We start from the raw sequence: 16,586 nt of genomic DNA on the forward strand, positions 1-16,586 counted from the left end.
GCTACCATACTATTTCCCAATGTTCGCAGTCGCCACTTCGCCCAGTGCCGCAACAGGTTTAGACGTCGCGCGGTTCGTTGGAGATAGCGCATGCCCCTCGCAACCCCGGCCCGTGCCGCGCTCAGCAAAGTACCGGCGGTCACGCTCGGTTTCTGGATCATCAAGATCCTCGCGACCACGCTGGGCGAGACCGCGGGCGACACCGTCAGCATGTCGATGAACCTCGGCTATCTGGTCGGTAGCGCGATCTTCCTCGGCGCATTGGTAATCTTGGTCGCAGCGCAGATCGCCGCGGCGCGCTATCGTCCGTTCCTGTACTGGGCGACGATCATCGCCTCGACCACTGCCGGCACGACAATGGCGGACTTCGCCACCCGGTCGCTCGGGATCGGCTATGGGGGCGGGTCAGCGCTGCTGCTCACGCTCGTGCTGGCGGCGCTGTTCGCCTGGTATCGCACGCTCGGCTCGATCGCGGTGGAGACGGTGCACGAACCGCGCGCGGAGCTGTTCTACTGGATCACGATCACCGTTTCGCAGACGCTCGGCACCGCGCTCGGCGACTGGTTCGCCGATACCGGCGGGCTCGGCTATACCGGCGCGGCCGCCATCTTCGCAGCTGGCCTCGCGCTGCTGGTGCTGCTGTATTTCACCACAAGCGTCAGCCGGGTCTCGCTATTCTGGGCGGCGTTCATCCTGACCCGCCCGCTCGGTGCCGCAGTCGGCGATTTCCTCGACAAGCCGGTCGACCATGGCGGCCTGGCGTTCAGCCGTCCGCTGGCGTCCGTCGTCCTGGCCGCGGCCATAGTGCTGCTGATCCTGATCGCGAGGCGCAGCGGGCGTTCGACCTCGGCTGCCTAATAGATATCACGGCAATACCGCCCCTGTTCGGCCATCGCCTCCAGCCGAGCATCGCCCAAGATTGCCCGCAGAGCCGCATCGACCGCGCTCGCCATGCCGGCGAGGCTGCCGCATACATAGAACGCGGCGCCGCGATCCGCCCAATCGATGATCTCGTCGGCGGCATCGGCGACGAGGTGCTGGACATAGCGACCGCAGTCCGCGTCGCGCGAGAAGGCGCGATCGATCCGCGTCAATGGTCCGTCGCCAGCAAGCGTCGCCAGTTCGGCCGCATAGGGCCGGTCGTGCGCGCCCGATCGCTCGCCGTACAGCAGCCATGCGGGAGCGCCACCGCGGGCCGCGCGATCGCGCAGATGCGCCATCAGGCCGGCAAGGCCGGTGCCGTTGCCGATCAGGACGATCGGCACTGCGGGGTCGGCGGGTGCGAACCCCGGATTGTCGCGGATCCGCATCAGTACGGCCCCCCCGATTGGTGCGACTTGCGTCAGCCAGCCGGAGCCAATCCCGAGCCCGCCATCCGGCGCTTCACAGGCGCGGACCAGAAGTTCGACCGTGCCGGACTCTGCGATCGACGCGATCGAATAGTCGCGGTGTGCGAGTAGCTGGAGCGGAGCATTGCCGTCGTCGGGTAGCATCTTATCCAGCAGGGTTTCACGCAACCCAGGCTCGTCTGAACGATCGACACGCTCCAACCAGCGACCGACGCGGTCTGGATCGTGACGCGGCAACACCTCGGCGATTGCGCCCGGCGCCCAGTCGTTCTGCGCATCCGGGGTCAACACCACCCTGTAGACTGCACAGCCTGGGCTACCGGGATTGACGTGCTCACGCGCCGAGAGCGTCCACGACGCATAGTCCGCGCGTTGCCAGTCGGGCTGGATCGCCGCGCCTGCGATCGCGGACAGCTGTTGTTGCCAATGCCGCTCGGCATCGATGTCCGCATCGTCGAGATCGACCCGGTCGAACAATCGCCTTCCACCGCTGGCATGCAGCCACGCATCGACACGGTGCCCGAATGCACAGAAATCGGGATATTCGCGGTCGCCGAGCGCCAGCACCGCATAGTCGAGCAACCCAAGATCGATCGGGGCGGACATCGTCGTTGCCGCGAATTTGCGGGCACGATCGGGGGCGTCGCCTTCGCCGTAGGTCGCGACCACGAACAGCGCACGGCCGGCGGTACGCAATGTCTCGGCATCGAGCGTCGCCAGTTCGCGGATGCTCGCACCGGGGAAGGCCGCGGCGCTCAACCGGGCGATCCGCTCGGCATTGCCGGTCTGCGAGGCATAAACGACGAGCATGTCGCTGCCGATCATGCCGGAGGACGGGGCCATCGCCGCCGCTACCGCCGCGAGGGCCCGCTTCGATCGCCGTCGCGCGAGATACAGCAGCAGCCCGGTAATCGTGAACAGCGGCATCGTGAGACTGCTCACGAACAACAGGATACGACCGGCGATGCCGAAAAAGGCACCCGTATGCAGCGCGTAGAAATTCGCCGCTAGCGTCGCACCCGGTCCGCGCTTGGCGTAGCGCTCGGCTTGCATGAGCGCGCCGGTGACCGCGTCGAACCGCAGTTCGTCGGTCATCCGATCGAACCGTACATTCCGGGGCAGCATGCGCATGACGACGGGCTTGTCACCCGTCGGAACGGTGATCGCGACGCGGTCGAAGCGCGAGCCTTCGCTCGCCACGAACCGCGCCCATGCCGGTGCGAGAGGACGCGCAGTGCCAGCCGGCTCGCCGCGGCGCCCGTCGTCTTTGCCGATCTTGCCGGTCAGCACATACGTCGCACCCCGCTTGTACCAGTCATAGGACCAGGTCAGCCCGGTCAGCGCGCTCAGCAGGTAGAACACGAACAGCCAACCGCCGATCACCGCGTGCAGCGTGCGGTACAAATTGCGCCCGGTCTTGCGCAGATCGAGCACGAGCCAGGATCGCCAGTCGAGCGCGCGCCGCGGCCAGCGCAGATACAGCCCCGACAGCGCGAAGAAGATCAGTGACAGCGCGGCAAATCCGGTTATCTGCCGGCCGATGCTGTTCGGTCCGCCGGGCAGCGCGAGCCAGCGATGCAGGTCCATGACCGTGCGGAAGAACGCCTCACCCGTTGCCGGACCGAGCAGCACGCCGGTGCGGGGATCGACGAACATGTGCGTGCCGCGACGGATCCCCTTGGGTGGCGCGAAAGTCACCTCGGCCGCCAGCGTCGGATCGCGCTCGATCACGACTTGCGTCACGCGTGCGCCGTCACGCTGATACGACGCGGCGGCTATAATCTGGTCTGGCGAGAGGCGAGGCAGGAGCGATGGTGCCAGCGTGACCACGCCGGGGCTCAGCGCCGCCATGATTTCGTCCTCAAAGCTCATCGTCGCGCCGGTGACGCCCATTAGTGCGAGCACGAGGCCTGCGGTGATGCCGAGGAACCAGTGGATCTGGAACAAGATGCGCCGGGTCATTTCGCGGTAACCGCCCAGTCGATCGCCGCGTCGAACAGACGAAGGCCGGCGGGCGACAAATTGTTGAAGCCGTCATTGCCGAGGAACAGCATCACGCGCCGCGCCGGTGCCAGCGTCTCGTAATCCATCGTCGCGCCGGCCTCGTACCCGAACACCGCGGCCTTTTCGGGCTGGCCGTAGATCGTCGCGATCGTCGTCGCGCCGAGGCCCGGTTTTCCCCAACCCATCGGCGCCTGTTTCACATAGACGTTGACGATCCCCGCGGGCAGCCCCGCCGCCATCGCCTGCGGCGCGTTGACGATCCACACGAAACGCTCCTTGTCCGCCTCGCCGAAGTCGAAATCGTGGCGCTTTCCGGTCATCGCGAGGTCGTCGAGCAGGTCGTTCTCCCAGGTGACCAGCGGCACCGCGAGAGCACGCCAGCCGGGCTTCACGTCCTTGCCCGAGACGCTCGACGAGATCACGACCAGGGCGGCACCGCGCGCCGATACCGGATCCGCATCCTGACCGGCGAGCCGCACCGCAAAGCCCCGCGCGGTCAGGTGGTCGCGAACCTTGAGGTCGGTGGCGGCGGAGGGTCCGCCCTGCTGCATCACCAGCACAGCCGTCGATGTTTTCGCGACGACCGGCGAGGCGACGGCGAGCGCAAGAAGCACGAGCCACCGCATCACAGGCGGAAGCTCATCGTGCCGATCGCGCGCCGCGGATCGCCGATCGCCACGCCGTAGACGTTCACCGCGGACGTGTAATAGGTCCTGTCGAAGATATTCTTCAGATTGAACTGGAAGGTGACGGCCTTCCCAGCGAGCATCGTGTCGTAGGTCACGAACACATCGGCGACGGTGTAATCGGGCAGCCTGAAGCTGTTCGCGTTATCGCCCGGTCGCCGCGCGACATAGCGCGCACCGCCGCCGAGCCGCAGGCTGTCGTCGCCGGCGATCCGCCCGACTTCGTACGCGGCCGACAGCGACGCGGTGTGCGGCGCGACATTGGCCAGCTCCTTGCCAGCGAACACCGGGTCCTCGGTGGTGCGGGCGTGCGTGTAGGCATAGCTGCCGATCAGGCTCAGCGCCTCGGTGATCCGCCCCGACACATCGAACTCGACCCCGCGCGAGATCGCCCGGCCCGCGGTCCGGTATTCGGTCAGGCCCGTGGCGGTGTTGAACTGCGATACGAGCACGTTGCGCTTGTCGATGTCGTACAGCGCCAGCGTCGCTGTAATTCGGTCAGGCACGTCGAGTTTCGCGCCCACTTCGAACGATCGCCCGCGCTCGGGCGCGAACCCCGATCCGATCGTAACGCCGCTGGCAAGCGGTGCGATCGTCGACGTGGGCTTCAGCGATCGGGTATAGCTTGCATACAGCGAGAAGACATCCGCCGCCTTCCAGACAAGCCCGGCCTGCGGCACGAACTCCCAATCGTTAAGGTCGGTGTTCGCAACGAATGGCCGACCTCGTCCGGCACGCTGGTCGAAACCGACCAGGCGCCCGCCGGCGCTGACGATCCAGCGGTCGCCGAGATGGATCGAATCCTGCGCGAACAGCGAGTAATTGTAGAGCCGATCGGTCTGGTCGCTGTCGCTGGCCGAGATCGTCGTTGGGAAAGCTTCCAGTCCGTAGACCGGGTTTACATAACTGAACGTCGAGCGGACCGCCTGCCGGATCAGGTCGCGGCGGTAATAGCGGCGATATTCGCCTTCGATCCCGACGATCACCTGATGATCGAGGCCGAGCAGTTCGAACCCGCCATCGACATAGGCCTGCGCGTAGGCGTCGGTGCTGAGCGATCCGAGCGTCGCATCGTTGCTGCGCGTGAGCGTACCCCGCGCGACATTAACGCCCGATACGCGGAGCTGGCCGGCGTCGTAGGTTTCGCTGTTGAAGCTGGACGCGAGACGCGCCGCCCAGCCGCCGCCAAGCTGGTGGTCGACGGCAAGCTGTACGAGATGGCTGGACCCTGCCATCCTGTTGTTCACGTCGTCCAGACGTTGGCGTCGCGGGACCGCGAGCGGTGTCAGCGTCCGCGGATCGAGCGCGGTGCCGCGGTCGAACGGATAGTCGAATTTCCGGTATTCATACCAGACGACGGCCTGCGTGCGCGTCCCGTACCAGGCGAGCGACGGCGCGATCAGCGTGTCGCGGCGCTCGCCGAAATTGCGCCAGTAATCCTCGTCCTGATGATCGACGACGAGCCGCGCGGCGAAATCGCCACCGAGCGATCCGGTCAGGTCGGCCATGCCCTCCAGCCCCGATCGGCCGGCGGCATAGCTCGATCCGGTCAGCGCGATATTCAGATGCGTTTCGAGCAGAGGCTTCTTGCTGACGATGTTGATCACGCCGCCCGGATCCATGATGCCATAGAGCAGCGAGGAGGGGCCCTTGAGCACCTCGACGCTTTGCGTGGCGGCGTTGAACGCGCGGCCCTGCACTACCGGCGTACCGTTATGCATAACCGACCCGTCGCGGTTGCCGCCGAAGCCGCGCTTGAGCACGGTGTCCTGCGTGCCGGCCAGCGTGTTGCCCTGCGTGATCCCGCTGACGTTGATCAGGACATCGTCGAGATAGCGCGGCCGTTGATCACGAATGACCTGTGCGGGCACCACGTTGACCGCCTGCGGTGTATCGAGCGGCGAGGCCGCAGACCGCAGCGTCGATGCGTCTGGCGTCGGCTTGTAGTGATCGTCCGCGACCGTCGGGGTCGGTGATGCCCGCGCGGTAACGACGATCTCCTGGTCGGGCTCAGGCGACGACATCGTCCCCGCCCTCGCGACGGACGGTGTGGCGAGCGCCGTTATGGCGAGCAGGCAGCCTGAATTGAAACGCACGACATTCCCCCGAGAAGCTCGCAGCGCTTACGAAATATGAGAAAGGTTCGCAATAGCAATAGCCGCGTACTAGGAGTTGCCGCTGCGAGCGAGACGTGGTCTCGGAATGTCAGGCTAAAAACGTCCGAACGCACCACCCGTGCCGTTTTCGGCCGGGAGTTCAACTGCTTGGCCGAAACGACGCTCGCGCCTGGCGTTAGTCCGGGGTCGCTAACGTGAAGCTATCGCCTGCTCCGCTCGTGATTGAGTGTTGCAAATGCAATGATGCCTGCCATCACCGCGGAAAATGCTGCCAACAGGGCCGCGGTGTGGAACGCCGTGGTCAACTGTACGACCGATGCAGCGACAACGGCACCGGCCAACGCTGTCGCGATCAAGCCCCCGGTTCGCGCGATTGCGCTGTTGAACCCCGATGCTGTGCCGGTATGTCGATCGTCGACGGATGAAAGTACCGCGGTCGTAAGCGGCGCGACCGCGCCGGCCATTCCGAGTGCGATCACTACCAGGCCTGGCAGCACGTTGCTCCAATAGCGGGCCGCAGGGTCGACGGTCGCCATCAGCGCGAAACCGACCCCTGTAACGATCGGTCCGATCGTCAGCGGCCAGCGCGGACCGATCCGTTCGCTTAGTCGTCCGGCAAAGCGCGACGCGGTGCCGATCACGATCGAGAACGGGAGCAGCGCGAAGCCCGCCTGGGTCGGGCTGTAGCCGCCACCGACGATCAACAGATACGGCAACAAGACCAGCAATCCGCCCAGCGCGCCGTACAAAAGCAACGTCAGCAAGGTCAGCCCAACGAACGGGCGTGACGCGAACAGGGTCAGCGGCATCATCGCGCGGTCGCCCAGACGATGTTCCTGGCCGACGAACGCGAGCAGCAGGACGATGCCTACGCCTAGCCCCGCCCCGATCTTCGGCGACAGGACATGACCGCTCGACCACAGAGTCAGCGCCCATGTCAGCGTCCCGAGCGCGGCGGTCGCGAGGATCGCGCCGAGCCAGTCGAGCCGCTGCTCGCCGGGATCGCTTTCCTCGACATAGCGCAGCGCGACGACGATCGCGGCGGCCGCGACAGGCAGATTGAGGTAGAAGATCGTGCGCCAGCCCAGGGTGTCGACCAGCCAGCCGCCAAGCGGCGGGCCGACTGCACTGGCGATCGCGCCGGCTGCGGCCCATGTCCCCACCGCGCGACCCCTCGCTTCCCCCCCGAACGAACTCCCGAGGATGCCCAGGCTGTTGGGCATCAGGATCGCGGCGCCGATGCCCTGCAGTCCGCGCGCGGCCAGCAGGATCGACAGCGTCGGCGCCAGTGCGCAGCCGATCGATGCAAGCGCGAACAGAATTGTACCGATCACCAGCATTCGCCGTCGGCCATAATGGTCGCCTGCCGCACCACCGAGCAGCAGCAGCGCCGAAAGCGGCAGCAGATACGCGTTGATGATCCAGGGGAGATCGGCTGCACCGCCACCGAGATCCTTGCCGATCGCGGGGAGCGCGACGTTGGTCACCGAGCCGTCGATGAAGGCGAGGCTCGAGGCCAGCATCGTCGCAGCGATCGTCCAGCCGGGGTAGCGGACCGCCCTGATCGTTGCGCCGTCTGTAAACGCGTGGTCGACGGACCTCGATGGTGGCAGGCTCATGACTTCGCTCGGCGGAAACAGCACGTTTCGTGATCGTCGACCAGACCACAGGCCTGCATCCAGGCATAGACGATGACCGGGCCGACGAACTTGAAACCGCGTTGCTTGAGCGCCGCGGACAGCGCTTCGGATGCGGGCGAGCGGGTCAACGCCTTTTCGCCATCGCCGATCACGGGCGTACCATCGACGAACCCCCAGACGAAATCGGCGAAATCCTCGCCCGCATTGCGCATCGCGAGATAGGCGCGAGCGTTACCGATCGTCGCCTCGATCTTCGCGCGCGAGCGGACGATACCGGCGTTGCCGAGCATCGTCGCGATATCCGGCTCGCTGAACCGCGCGACGATGTCCGGATCAAAGCCCGCAAAGGTATTCCGGAACGCGTCGCGCTTGCGCAGGATCGTGATCCAGGCCAGCCCGGCCTGAAATCCGTCGAGCATCAGCTTTTCCCACAGCGCGCGCGGGTCGCGTTCGGGCACGCCCCATTCTGCGTCGTGATAGGTCGCGAGCAACGGATCGCCCTGCGCCCATCGACAGCGTGATCGCTCGGTCTTGTCGTTGGTCGGCATGCCGGGACGATGCTCGCTTCGTGCCGGGGTGTCGAATCGTGTTCGCCATCGACGGCCCGGATCAGGCCTTAATGAATTTCAGCAGTTCGGCGTTGATCCGGTCGGCGTGCGTGACGCATATACCATGGGGGGCGCCTTCGATCTCGACCAGCACGCCCTTCGGCAAAATCCCGATCGATTTACGCGAGGCAATATCGATCGGCACGACCTGATCCTCCACGCCGTGGAGAAGCAGTGTGGGGATCGCCATCGACTTCAGGTCCTGGGTAAAATCAGTCTCTGATAACGCGGCGATACAGTCATACTGTCCTTCAAGGCTGCCCATCATTCCCTGCATGAAGAACGAGTCGATCTGCCCCTGCGACGGCTCGATCCCCTTGTTGTAACCATAGAACACCATCGGGAAATCACGGTAGAACTGCGCCCGGTCGGCAATCAGCGCAGCACGCAGTCCATCGACCACGCTCTTGGGGGCCGCGACCGGATTGGACGGCGTCTGCAGCATGTGCGGCGGCACCGCCGAGATAAGCACGGCCTTCGACACGCGCGACAGGCCGTGTCGGCCGAGGTACCGCGCGACTTCGCCGCCGCCGGTCGAGTGACCGACCATCACGGCATCCTTCACGTCCAGCGTGTCGAGCAACGTCGCCAGATCGTCGGCATACGTATCCATGTCGTTGCCGTGCCACGTCTGGTCGGAGCGGCCATGACTGCGGCGGTCATGCGCGATCACGCGGTAGCCGAGCTTGCCGAAGAACAGCATCTGCGCATCCCACGCATCGGCGCTGAGCGGCCAGCCGTGCGAGAACGTGACGACCGGGCCGGTGCCCCAGTCCTTGTAATAGATCTTCGCGCCGTCCTTCATGGTGACATGGCTCATGGTCTTGGGTCCGATCCTAGAAGGCGATGTGAGCGTGGTTGCGAGCGCTGTTGCAGGCAGGGCGAGGGCGGCGGCCGTTGCCCCGGTGCCGGCAAGGACGGCACGGCGGGTCGCAGAAGGCTGCATTATCCGTCGCGTCCGAGCAGGCCGAGCGGCCATAACGGCCCGATCGGGATCAGCTCGAAAGTCATCATGCCCGCCTGTCCGAGCGGCAGTGCCTCGAGCAGTGCATGCGCTTCGGCCGGATCGGTGACGTTCATCAGGAATACCGCGCCTTCGCCGTCCGACCGCGCGAACCACTGGTCGATCTTCCCCGCCAGCATCAGCGCCATGGTCTCCCGCGCCTCGAACGGCATCACCGCACCCCGTTTCTCCGGGAGCGCGGCATCGGTCCAGCGGCCCAGCGCGAGCACGCGCGTGACGGGTACGTTCGCGAGGATCTTGACTTCGGCGGGGGTGGGGGGATTCGTGTTCATGACAGGATCTCCTTGGCGACCAGCGCCGGTTCGTCGGATTGCAGCCAGTGGCCGGCGTCGACCGGCGCACAGATCCGCGCATCGCCTTGTCCGCTCGGGACGCGATGCTCTGCGAAGGGCTGGAAAGGCGTCATGAGGCTTCGATGCGCCACGAGCATTGGCGAATGTTGCACGGTAAAGTTCTCGCAGCGGCGATGGCAGCGCGTCTCGACAAGATCATCATACAGATCCCCAAGCATTTGCGGTATATCAAGTCTTAGCACCGTCCAGTATTTGCCCAAATGTCGTATATCCCTCCTTTCAGGTCGCGGGAAAAACCATGATAACCGTTGGATTCATCGTGACATCGGGATTCCCGGTCATGAGTTTGGCGGCGCTTTCGGTATTCGAATTCGCCAACATCGCCGCCGCCGAACCCATCTACGACATTATGATACTGTCCGAATATGGCGGGCCGATCGCGACATCGTCGGGCGTAATGCTGATGACTGCGCCGTTCCCGGACACGTCGTTCGATACGCTGATCATCGGCGGCAATACCGAAGTCGTGCCGACGTCGCCGCGGCTGGCGGCATTCCTGATCGAAATGGGGGCAAAGTCGCGACGGCTTGCTTCGATTTGCACCGGCGCGTTCGCGCTGGCCGATGCCGGTCTGCTGCAGGACCGCCAGGTGACGACGCACTGGGCATTCACGGAGGCCTTCCGAACGCGTTTTCCGGACCTCGACCTGTTGGAGGACCGGCTGTTCGTCGTCGATGGCGCGTTCTGGACCGCCGCGGGCAACAGCGCCGGGATCGATCTTACCTTGTGCATGCTTGAAAACGATCTCGGCTTGGACGCGGCGCGTGCAGTCGGGAAGACCCTGGTCATCGACTATCAGCGCACCGGAGGACGGCCGCAGTCGTCCGTCCACCAAGCCCTGGCGCCGCGCTCCGATCGGATCCACGACGTGTTGCTGTTCGTGAGGAGCAATCTGGGCAAGTCGTTGTCGGTCGACGACCTCGCGCGGGTCGCCGGCCTCAGCCCCCGTCAGTTCAGCCGGGCGTTCGGCATCGAGACGGGAACGTCGCCTGCCAAGGCCGTGGAGAGCCTAAGGGTGGAAGCCGCTCGCCAGATGGTCGAACAAAGCCGCCACAGCATCGAAGTCATTGCGACCGAGACCGGCTTTGGCGACGAGGAACGGATGCGTCGCGCGTTCCGACGTGCGTTCGGTCGCTCGCCCCAGGCTATGCGCCATGCCGAGCGGGCATAAGGGCAGTCCTGCCGCTCCGCGCGATATGTATGCCCGTAAAACGCCTGACGCTCTTGCTGATCAGTCCGCAACACCGCTTCAGCGACTCGCTACCGTCGCTTCACAGACAGCGTCGTATTATTTTCGGTTTTCGGTAGGGCCGTCCGGGGGCGAAGTTTTTGGATCGGATGCTGCTTCGACATACTGCGTGTCGGTCGGACCAAACCCGCTGATATACACGACCGCCGGCTCGTTACGGGTCAGCGCAAAATGCGGCGCGCCTGCCGGTTCGGTATAAAAGCTGCCGGAGACGAGAGGCTTGACGGCAGCTTCTTCGGCCTAAGCGCCATAGCCGAAATACCAGGTTCCCGAGACCACGACGGCAGAGCGCTCATCGCGGTGGGTGTGTGCAGCGATCCGCATGTTCGCCGGAACACGCAGCGCGATCGTATAAGGACCGGCAACTGCCGCGTCGCCGTTCAGGGTAGTGGTCTGCATACCGGTGACGCCCGACGTGCCTGCGCCGGCACCGCCCTTTGCCATCGCTGCAATTTCGGGTGGAGTCAGGCGGGTTTCGCTGCCTTGTGGTGCAGCGAACGCGGAAGAGGTGGCGGTCAGTGCCAAGCACAGGCTGAGCATATGCTTACCGCCGCTCACGTGCCTTGCTCGAGGAAGGCGCGGACAATCGAGCTGGTCGCCTTGGGATTTTCTTCCATGATCCAGTGCCCGGAGCCCGGAATGATACCCTCCTGCACGTTGTTTGCGGCGAAGCGCATGACGGTTGCCATCATCGGCCCGAACGATTTTTCGCCGCCAATGGCCAGCACGGGCATGTCCAGCTTGCCTTTGGCGGCAAGGAACGCCTTGTTGTCGATTGCGTCCTGATCGAACGCGGCAAACTGCATGAAGCCCGAATGCATCGCACCCGGCAGGGCGTACAGCTTGGCATAATGATCACGCGACCCTTCCGTGAACGCCGCTGGGGTCGCCGAGAACTCGTTCCAGAATCGATCGAGATAGATGCGCTCGCGTCCTGCGACCAACCGCTCCATATCCGGTCCACCAAAGCGGAAATGCCAGAGCAATGGGTTTTTGAGGACCTCATCCCAAGGGCCGACGCCGGGAAGCGGCGCGTCTATCAGTACGAACCGTTTTACGCGCTCGGGGTGCTGAACGGCGAACGCGTAGCCGACCATATTGCCGATATCGTGCGTGACGAGATCGGCCTTTACGACTTTGAGCGCGTCCATCACTCCTGCGACGTCGCCTGCCTGCGTCTTCTTGTCGAAGCCGCCGGCAGGTTTTGACGAATGGCCCAGACCGCGAAGATCCGGAACAATGACAGTGTGATCGCGTGCGAGATTTGCCGCCATCGGCGCCCACATGTCACCAGTTTCGCCGTAGCCATGGAGCAAGACGACGGCGGGTCCCTTTCCGCCGACGCGAACATGAATTGTGACACCGTTGGTCGCGATCTCCTGCGTTCGGAAGGCCGGTGGGAACGGCGGAACCTGCGCCAGCGCTTGGGAACTCAGCATGAAGACAGTCAACATGGCGACGATCGATCGTATCATAGCTTGTCTCCATACATTTGATGTCGAACTGCAAATCGCATGAGGTCACGCCGTTTCAGTAAGGTCAATCATAGTGAATTCAACAGATCTTGGAGTCCCAACAAATAGGGAGATACATTATCGGTAACGATTAATAAATCTGAATGTTGGTATCTAATAAATATTTAGAATATGTAATAAGTTGGTCAGTGTAATAACGGTCTGTCTAAGAAGAAATCAGCCAATGCGGTCTGGCGCTTTGCCAGAGGCTGTTCAACTGGTAGGACCGGAAGGAACATTGCCTTCGAACCGCGTTTTACTCGGTAGTGAATGTACGAGGCTGAGATCGCCGTGGTGGCCGCGGAAGATTTGTCGGGCGAGCGCCAGACCCACACCCGTGCCCTCGGTCTTGGTGGTGAAGAAGGGGCGGAAGATGTCCGCCTGGTTTGCCGCCGGAATACCCGGGCCGGTGTCCGCCATCGTGAACTGGGTTTGGCCGACCAAGGCGGAGATGGTGAGCGTGACCCGCGCATCGGACGTGTCGTGCAACGCCTCGGCTGCGTTCTGCAACACGGCCCAGAGTGCTGCGGTCAGTTGATCCGGGTCGGCCAGCAGATAGGCCGGTGCGTCCAGAAGGTCGGTCGTGAACGCGATCCTCGGCCATCGCGTCGTAAACAGCGCCGTCAGATCGCTGACGAACCCAGCCAGAAGGATCCGCTCCGCCGAGGGACAGGGTAGCTTCGCCAAGGCACGGTAGCTTTCCCCGAAACGGTGCAGGCTGGCGGCGCGGCGCGCGACGGTCTCGACCGCGTCGCGTATCTTGGGCAGCATCGGGTCCGGATCGTCGAGCATAGCCACCGCGGTCTCGGCGAGCGAGGCGATCGGGGTGAGGGCGTTGACGATCTCGTGGCTCAGGACCTGGACGAGTTCCCGCAACGCGGTGGCCTCCGCGGCTTTCAGCTCGGCGTCGATGTCGATCAGCGCACCGATCCGCGTCATCCGCCCTGCAAGCGCGAGGTGGCCGATGGCCAGCGCGAAGCTTCGGAGGTCGGTGCCGTGACCGATCTCGATCGTGGTGGTGCGTCCGGGGCGAGTGTCGGCGAGCGCGGTAACGAGTGCCTCGGGCGGATCCGCGACCAGATCGCCTGCGCCGAGCAATCGCCGCGCGGCGCGGTTGACGGCACGTAACCGGCCGTCGTCGAGCGCGACCAGGGGCGCAGGCGACAAATCGAGATAGGCGTTCAGCCGCCGCCGCTCTTCTTCTCCGGCAGACGCGGCCGGGATTGGCGGCGTCGGCATCGGTAAGCGCGGACCAGTGTCGACCAGGTTGAGCGCGGCGATCCAGATCGCGATCATCGCGGCGAGCAATGCGGTGGCGTACAGGCCGCGCGTGGCCGCAACCGCACTACCGGCACCGGCCGCGGCTATCACCAGTGCGCGTACCGCCGCGCGCGTCCGGTCAGAGGCCATAGCGCGCCATCCGGCGGTAGAGCGCTGCGCGGGTCAGCCCGAGCTGAGCGGCGGCGCGACTGACGTTGAAGGCGTGGCGTTCGAGCGCTGCGGTAATCAGCGTCTCCTCGTTGCGTGCGAGCGATAGATCGGGTGCGCGCGATTGCGGCTCTGCGGTGTCGGGTGAAATTAGGAGGTTACCGATGGCCTGGGTCTCGCCATTGCCGAGCAGGACCGCACGTTCCATAGTCTGACGCAGGCCGCGGACGTTGTCGGGCCAGCGATCCGCCGCGATCGTCCGCACCGCGTCTGCGTCGAGCGGTTTGAGGGGCTTGCCGTGGCGGTAGGCGAACAGTGTGAGGAAATGGCGTGCGAGCAGCGCCGCGTCGCCCGCGCGATCGACGAGTGGCGGGAGCGTGATTTCGATCGTGCCGACCCGGTCGAGCAGGTCTTCGCCGATCGCGGCGCGAACGCCGGTTCGGTCGATGCGCGTGGTCGCGATGACGCGGATGCCATCGAGCGCTGACAGCAGGACGCCGTTGAGCGCACGAGGCAACCGGTCGATATGGTCGATAACCAGCATCCCGCCAGCGGACGCCGCGGTTCGCTCGGCGATGACGGCGGCGTCCGCCGCCTCGGCATCCAACGTGACCAACGGTAGGCTGGCGTGTGGCGACGCCTGATGGATCAGCCGTGCGATCAGCGTCTTGCCGGTGCCCGCAGCGCCGTGGATGAGGATCGGCGCCGCGGTCGGTGCGACGCGAGCGATCAGGTCGCGGGCGCGCGTGATTCCGGGGCTTTCGCCGAGCAGGATGCCGTCGTGAACGGGCGGTGTCGCCGCGGTCTCCAGCTTCGCGCGGCGCAGTGCCAGTCCGCGCTCAACCGTGGTCAGCAGGCGTTCGTTGTTCCAGGGCTTGATCACGAAATCGGTCGCGCCGCTGCGCATCGCCCGAACGGCGACCGCGATCCCGCTATGCCCGGTGACGACGATGACCACGGCCCGCGCGTCTGCCGCGATCAGTCGGTCGAGCATTGTGAACCCCTCCTCGCCGGTGGTCCGTCCGCGTGCGAAATTCAGATCAAGCAGGATGACGTCGATTGGTTCGCCCGCGAGCAGCACCCAGGCCGCCTCCGGGTTCGCTGCGGTCGATACGCGCATGCCATGCCGCTCGAGCAACAACCGCGCTGCCTTGGCGATATCGGGATCGTCGTCGATGACTAGGATATGCGATTCGGTTGACATGGCCGTCATAGTGTCCGGAAACGAACACTTGGTACAGTAGCGGTGACCGCTCGCCGGAATGCTTTAAGAAAGCCGTGTATTAACAGTTGCTTAGGTTCGGCGCGTTTGGTCCGGTACACTGTCCGCATGATCGAGACGACCCTGCCTGGAACTGGCGCCGCAATGGACCGGCGTATCGAACGTCCGCACGCCAAGCGGCGCAAGCGGATTTTGCGCGGGGTGCTTGCGCTCGCGGTGGTGGCTGCGGTGGCGGTGCTGTGGCTGCTAATGCCCGGCGCCAATGCGCTGACCGTCGATGCCGCCGCGATCCGTACCGGTGACATCGTGCGCGCGCCGTTCCGCGATTTCGTGCCGCTGCGTGCCGAGGTGGCACCGTTGCGGACCGTGTTCGTGACCGCGATCTCGGGCGGGCAGGTCGCCGAACTTGCCGCCAGCGACGGCGCGATGGTCGCGGCCGGAACCCCACTCGCACGCTTGTCCAATCCATCGCTCGAACTCGACGTGGCCAGCCGATCCGCGGATATCGTGGGGCAGTTGAGCGCGATCAGCGCCCAGCGGCGGTCGGTGCAGAACACGCGGCAGGACGGCGCGCGCGACCTGGCCGAAGCGCGCAATTCGCTATCGAAGGCGCGGACGTTGCTCGCGCAGAAGCAGGTGTTGTTCGACCGGGGGATCATCACGCGCGCCGCGATCGATCCGGTGCGCGAGGATGTCGGGTATCAACAGGCGCGGGTTTCTGCGCTCGACCGCGGCACAGCGGAGGCGGGGGCGACGCTGGCGGACCAGTCGTCGGGCATCGCCGCGACCGCGCGGCAACTGCGCGAAAGCCTGACGATGGTTCGTGCGAGCCTGTCCGCGCTGGTGCTGCGCGCGCCGGTCGCGGGACGGCTCACCGCGTTCACGCTCCAGCCCGGGCAGACGCTCAAGGCCGGCGATCCGGTCGGCCAGATCGACTCCGAAGGGCAGTGGAAGCTGACCGCGGATGTCGATCAATTCTACCTCGGCCGCGTGCGGGCCGGGCTCGGCGCGACGGCGGATATCGACGGGCGCAGCTATCCGATGGCGGTTATCAAGATCCTGCCGCAGGTGACCGAGGGCCGGTTTCGCATCGAACTTGGTTTTCGCGGTGCGCCGCCGGTAGGCCTGAACCGCGGCCAGACGCTCGACGTACGGCTCGTGCTCGGCGCGGACCGGCCTGCGGTGGTCGCGCCTTCGGGTGGCTGGCTCGATGCCGGCGGTACCACGGCGTTCGTGCTCGACGGCGACAAGAAGGCCGTCAGGCGCGCGATCGTCACTGGCCGACGCAATCCCGATCAGGTCGAGATCGTCTCGGGCCTCGCCCCCGGCGAGCGGATCGTGACCACCGCCCTCGGCACCTACACCCCCTTCCAGACCCTCCTCATCCGATAG

15 protein-coding genes are annotated in these 16,586 nt (G+C 65.1%); 3 read left to right on the plus strand and 12 right to left on the minus strand.

Features of this window, described 5'->3' with window-relative positions; all coding sequences use genetic code 11:
- The first annotated feature begins 90 nt into the window (after positions 1–90).
- Positions 91–858, plus strand: coding sequence for a COG4705 family protein (locus O6W96_RS17130; protein ID WP_353470673.1), 768 nt, complete (start codon positions 91–93; stop codon positions 856–858).
- Here O6W96_RS17130 and O6W96_RS17135 read toward each other — a convergent pair.
- From O6W96_RS17135 to O6W96_RS17170, 8 genes are all read right to left on the minus strand, one after another.
- Entirely contained in the window at positions 855–3,311 is a 2,457-nt protein-coding gene (locus O6W96_RS17135; protein ID WP_353470674.1) for a sulfite reductase flavoprotein subunit alpha, read from the minus strand. The two genes, O6W96_RS17130 and O6W96_RS17135, sit on opposite strands and share 4 nt — an antisense overlap.
- A complete protein-coding gene (locus O6W96_RS17140; protein WP_353470823.1) occupies positions 3,308–3,979 on the minus strand; it encodes a hypothetical protein in 672 nt (223 codons plus the stop codon). The genes O6W96_RS17135 and O6W96_RS17140 overlap by 4 nt, the downstream gene beginning before the upstream one ends.
- Complete coding sequence (locus O6W96_RS17145) at positions 3,979–6,135, minus strand: TonB-dependent siderophore receptor (RefSeq protein ID WP_353470675.1); 2,157 nt, start codon at positions 6,133–6,135, stop codon at positions 3,979–3,981. Before O6W96_RS17145 ends, O6W96_RS17140 begins: the two co-directional genes overlap by 1 nt.
- Before the next feature lie 221 nt (positions 6,136–6,356).
- A complete protein-coding gene (locus tag O6W96_RS17150) occupies positions 6,357–7,775 on the minus strand; it encodes an MFS transporter (RefSeq protein WP_353470676.1) in 1,419 nt (472 codons plus the stop codon).
- Positions 7,772–8,344, minus strand: a complete 573-nt coding sequence (locus O6W96_RS17155; protein ID WP_353470677.1) for a DNA-3-methyladenine glycosylase I — start codon at positions 8,342–8,344, stop codon at positions 7,772–7,774. Before O6W96_RS17155 ends, O6W96_RS17150 begins: the two co-directional genes overlap by 4 nt.
- Positions 8,345–8,405: 61 nt before the next feature.
- Positions 8,406–9,224: an alpha/beta fold hydrolase gene (locus O6W96_RS17160; RefSeq protein ID WP_353470678.1), complete on the minus strand. Its 819-nt coding sequence runs from the start codon at positions 9,222–9,224 to the stop codon at positions 8,406–8,408.
- 125 nt (positions 9,225–9,349) lie between these two features.
- Positions 9,350–9,700: a hypothetical protein gene (locus tag O6W96_RS17165; RefSeq protein WP_353470679.1), complete on the minus strand. Its 351-nt coding sequence runs from the start codon at positions 9,698–9,700 to the stop codon at positions 9,350–9,352.
- Complete coding sequence (locus tag O6W96_RS17170) at positions 9,697–9,939, minus strand: hypothetical protein (protein WP_353470680.1); 243 nt, start codon at positions 9,937–9,939, stop codon at positions 9,697–9,699. The genes O6W96_RS17165 and O6W96_RS17170 overlap by 4 nt, the downstream gene beginning before the upstream one ends.
- A gap of 101 nt (positions 9,940–10,040) precedes the next feature.
- Between O6W96_RS17170 and O6W96_RS17175 the strand changes: the two genes are divergently transcribed.
- Entirely contained in the window at positions 10,041–10,952 is a 912-nt protein-coding gene (locus O6W96_RS17175) for a GlxA family transcriptional regulator (protein WP_353470681.1), read from the plus strand.
- A 318-nt stretch (positions 10,953–11,270) separates the two neighbouring features.
- Here the strand turns inward: O6W96_RS17175 and O6W96_RS17180 are convergent, their stop codons facing one another.
- From O6W96_RS17180 to O6W96_RS17195, 4 genes are all read right to left on the minus strand, one after another.
- Entirely contained in the window at positions 11,271–11,588 is a 318-nt protein-coding gene (locus O6W96_RS17180) for a hypothetical protein (RefSeq protein WP_353470682.1), read from the minus strand.
- On the minus strand, positions 11,585–12,505 hold the full coding sequence (locus tag O6W96_RS17185; RefSeq protein WP_353470683.1) for an alpha/beta fold hydrolase: 921 nt from the start codon (positions 12,503–12,505) through the stop codon (positions 11,585–11,587). Before O6W96_RS17185 ends, O6W96_RS17180 begins: the two co-directional genes overlap by 4 nt.
- 252 nt (positions 12,506–12,757) lie before the next feature.
- Complete coding sequence (locus O6W96_RS17190; RefSeq protein WP_353470684.1) at positions 12,758–13,954, minus strand: sensor histidine kinase; 1,197 nt, start codon at positions 13,952–13,954, stop codon at positions 12,758–12,760.
- Complete coding sequence (locus O6W96_RS17195) at positions 13,944–15,176, minus strand: sigma-54-dependent transcriptional regulator (protein WP_353470685.1); 1,233 nt, start codon at positions 15,174–15,176, stop codon at positions 13,944–13,946. The genes O6W96_RS17190 and O6W96_RS17195 overlap by 11 nt, the downstream gene beginning before the upstream one ends.
- Positions 15,177–15,302: 126 nt before the next feature.
- On the opposite strand from O6W96_RS17195, the gene O6W96_RS17200 reads away from it, so the two are divergent.
- Positions 15,303–16,586, plus strand: coding sequence for an efflux RND transporter periplasmic adaptor subunit (locus tag O6W96_RS17200; RefSeq protein WP_353470686.1), 1,284 nt, complete (start codon positions 15,303–15,305; stop codon positions 16,584–16,586).

This window comes from Sphingomonas faeni (assembly GCF_040407495.1).
GTDB lineage: Bacteria > Pseudomonadota > Alphaproteobacteria > Sphingomonadales > Sphingomonadaceae > Sphingomonas > Sphingomonas faeni_D.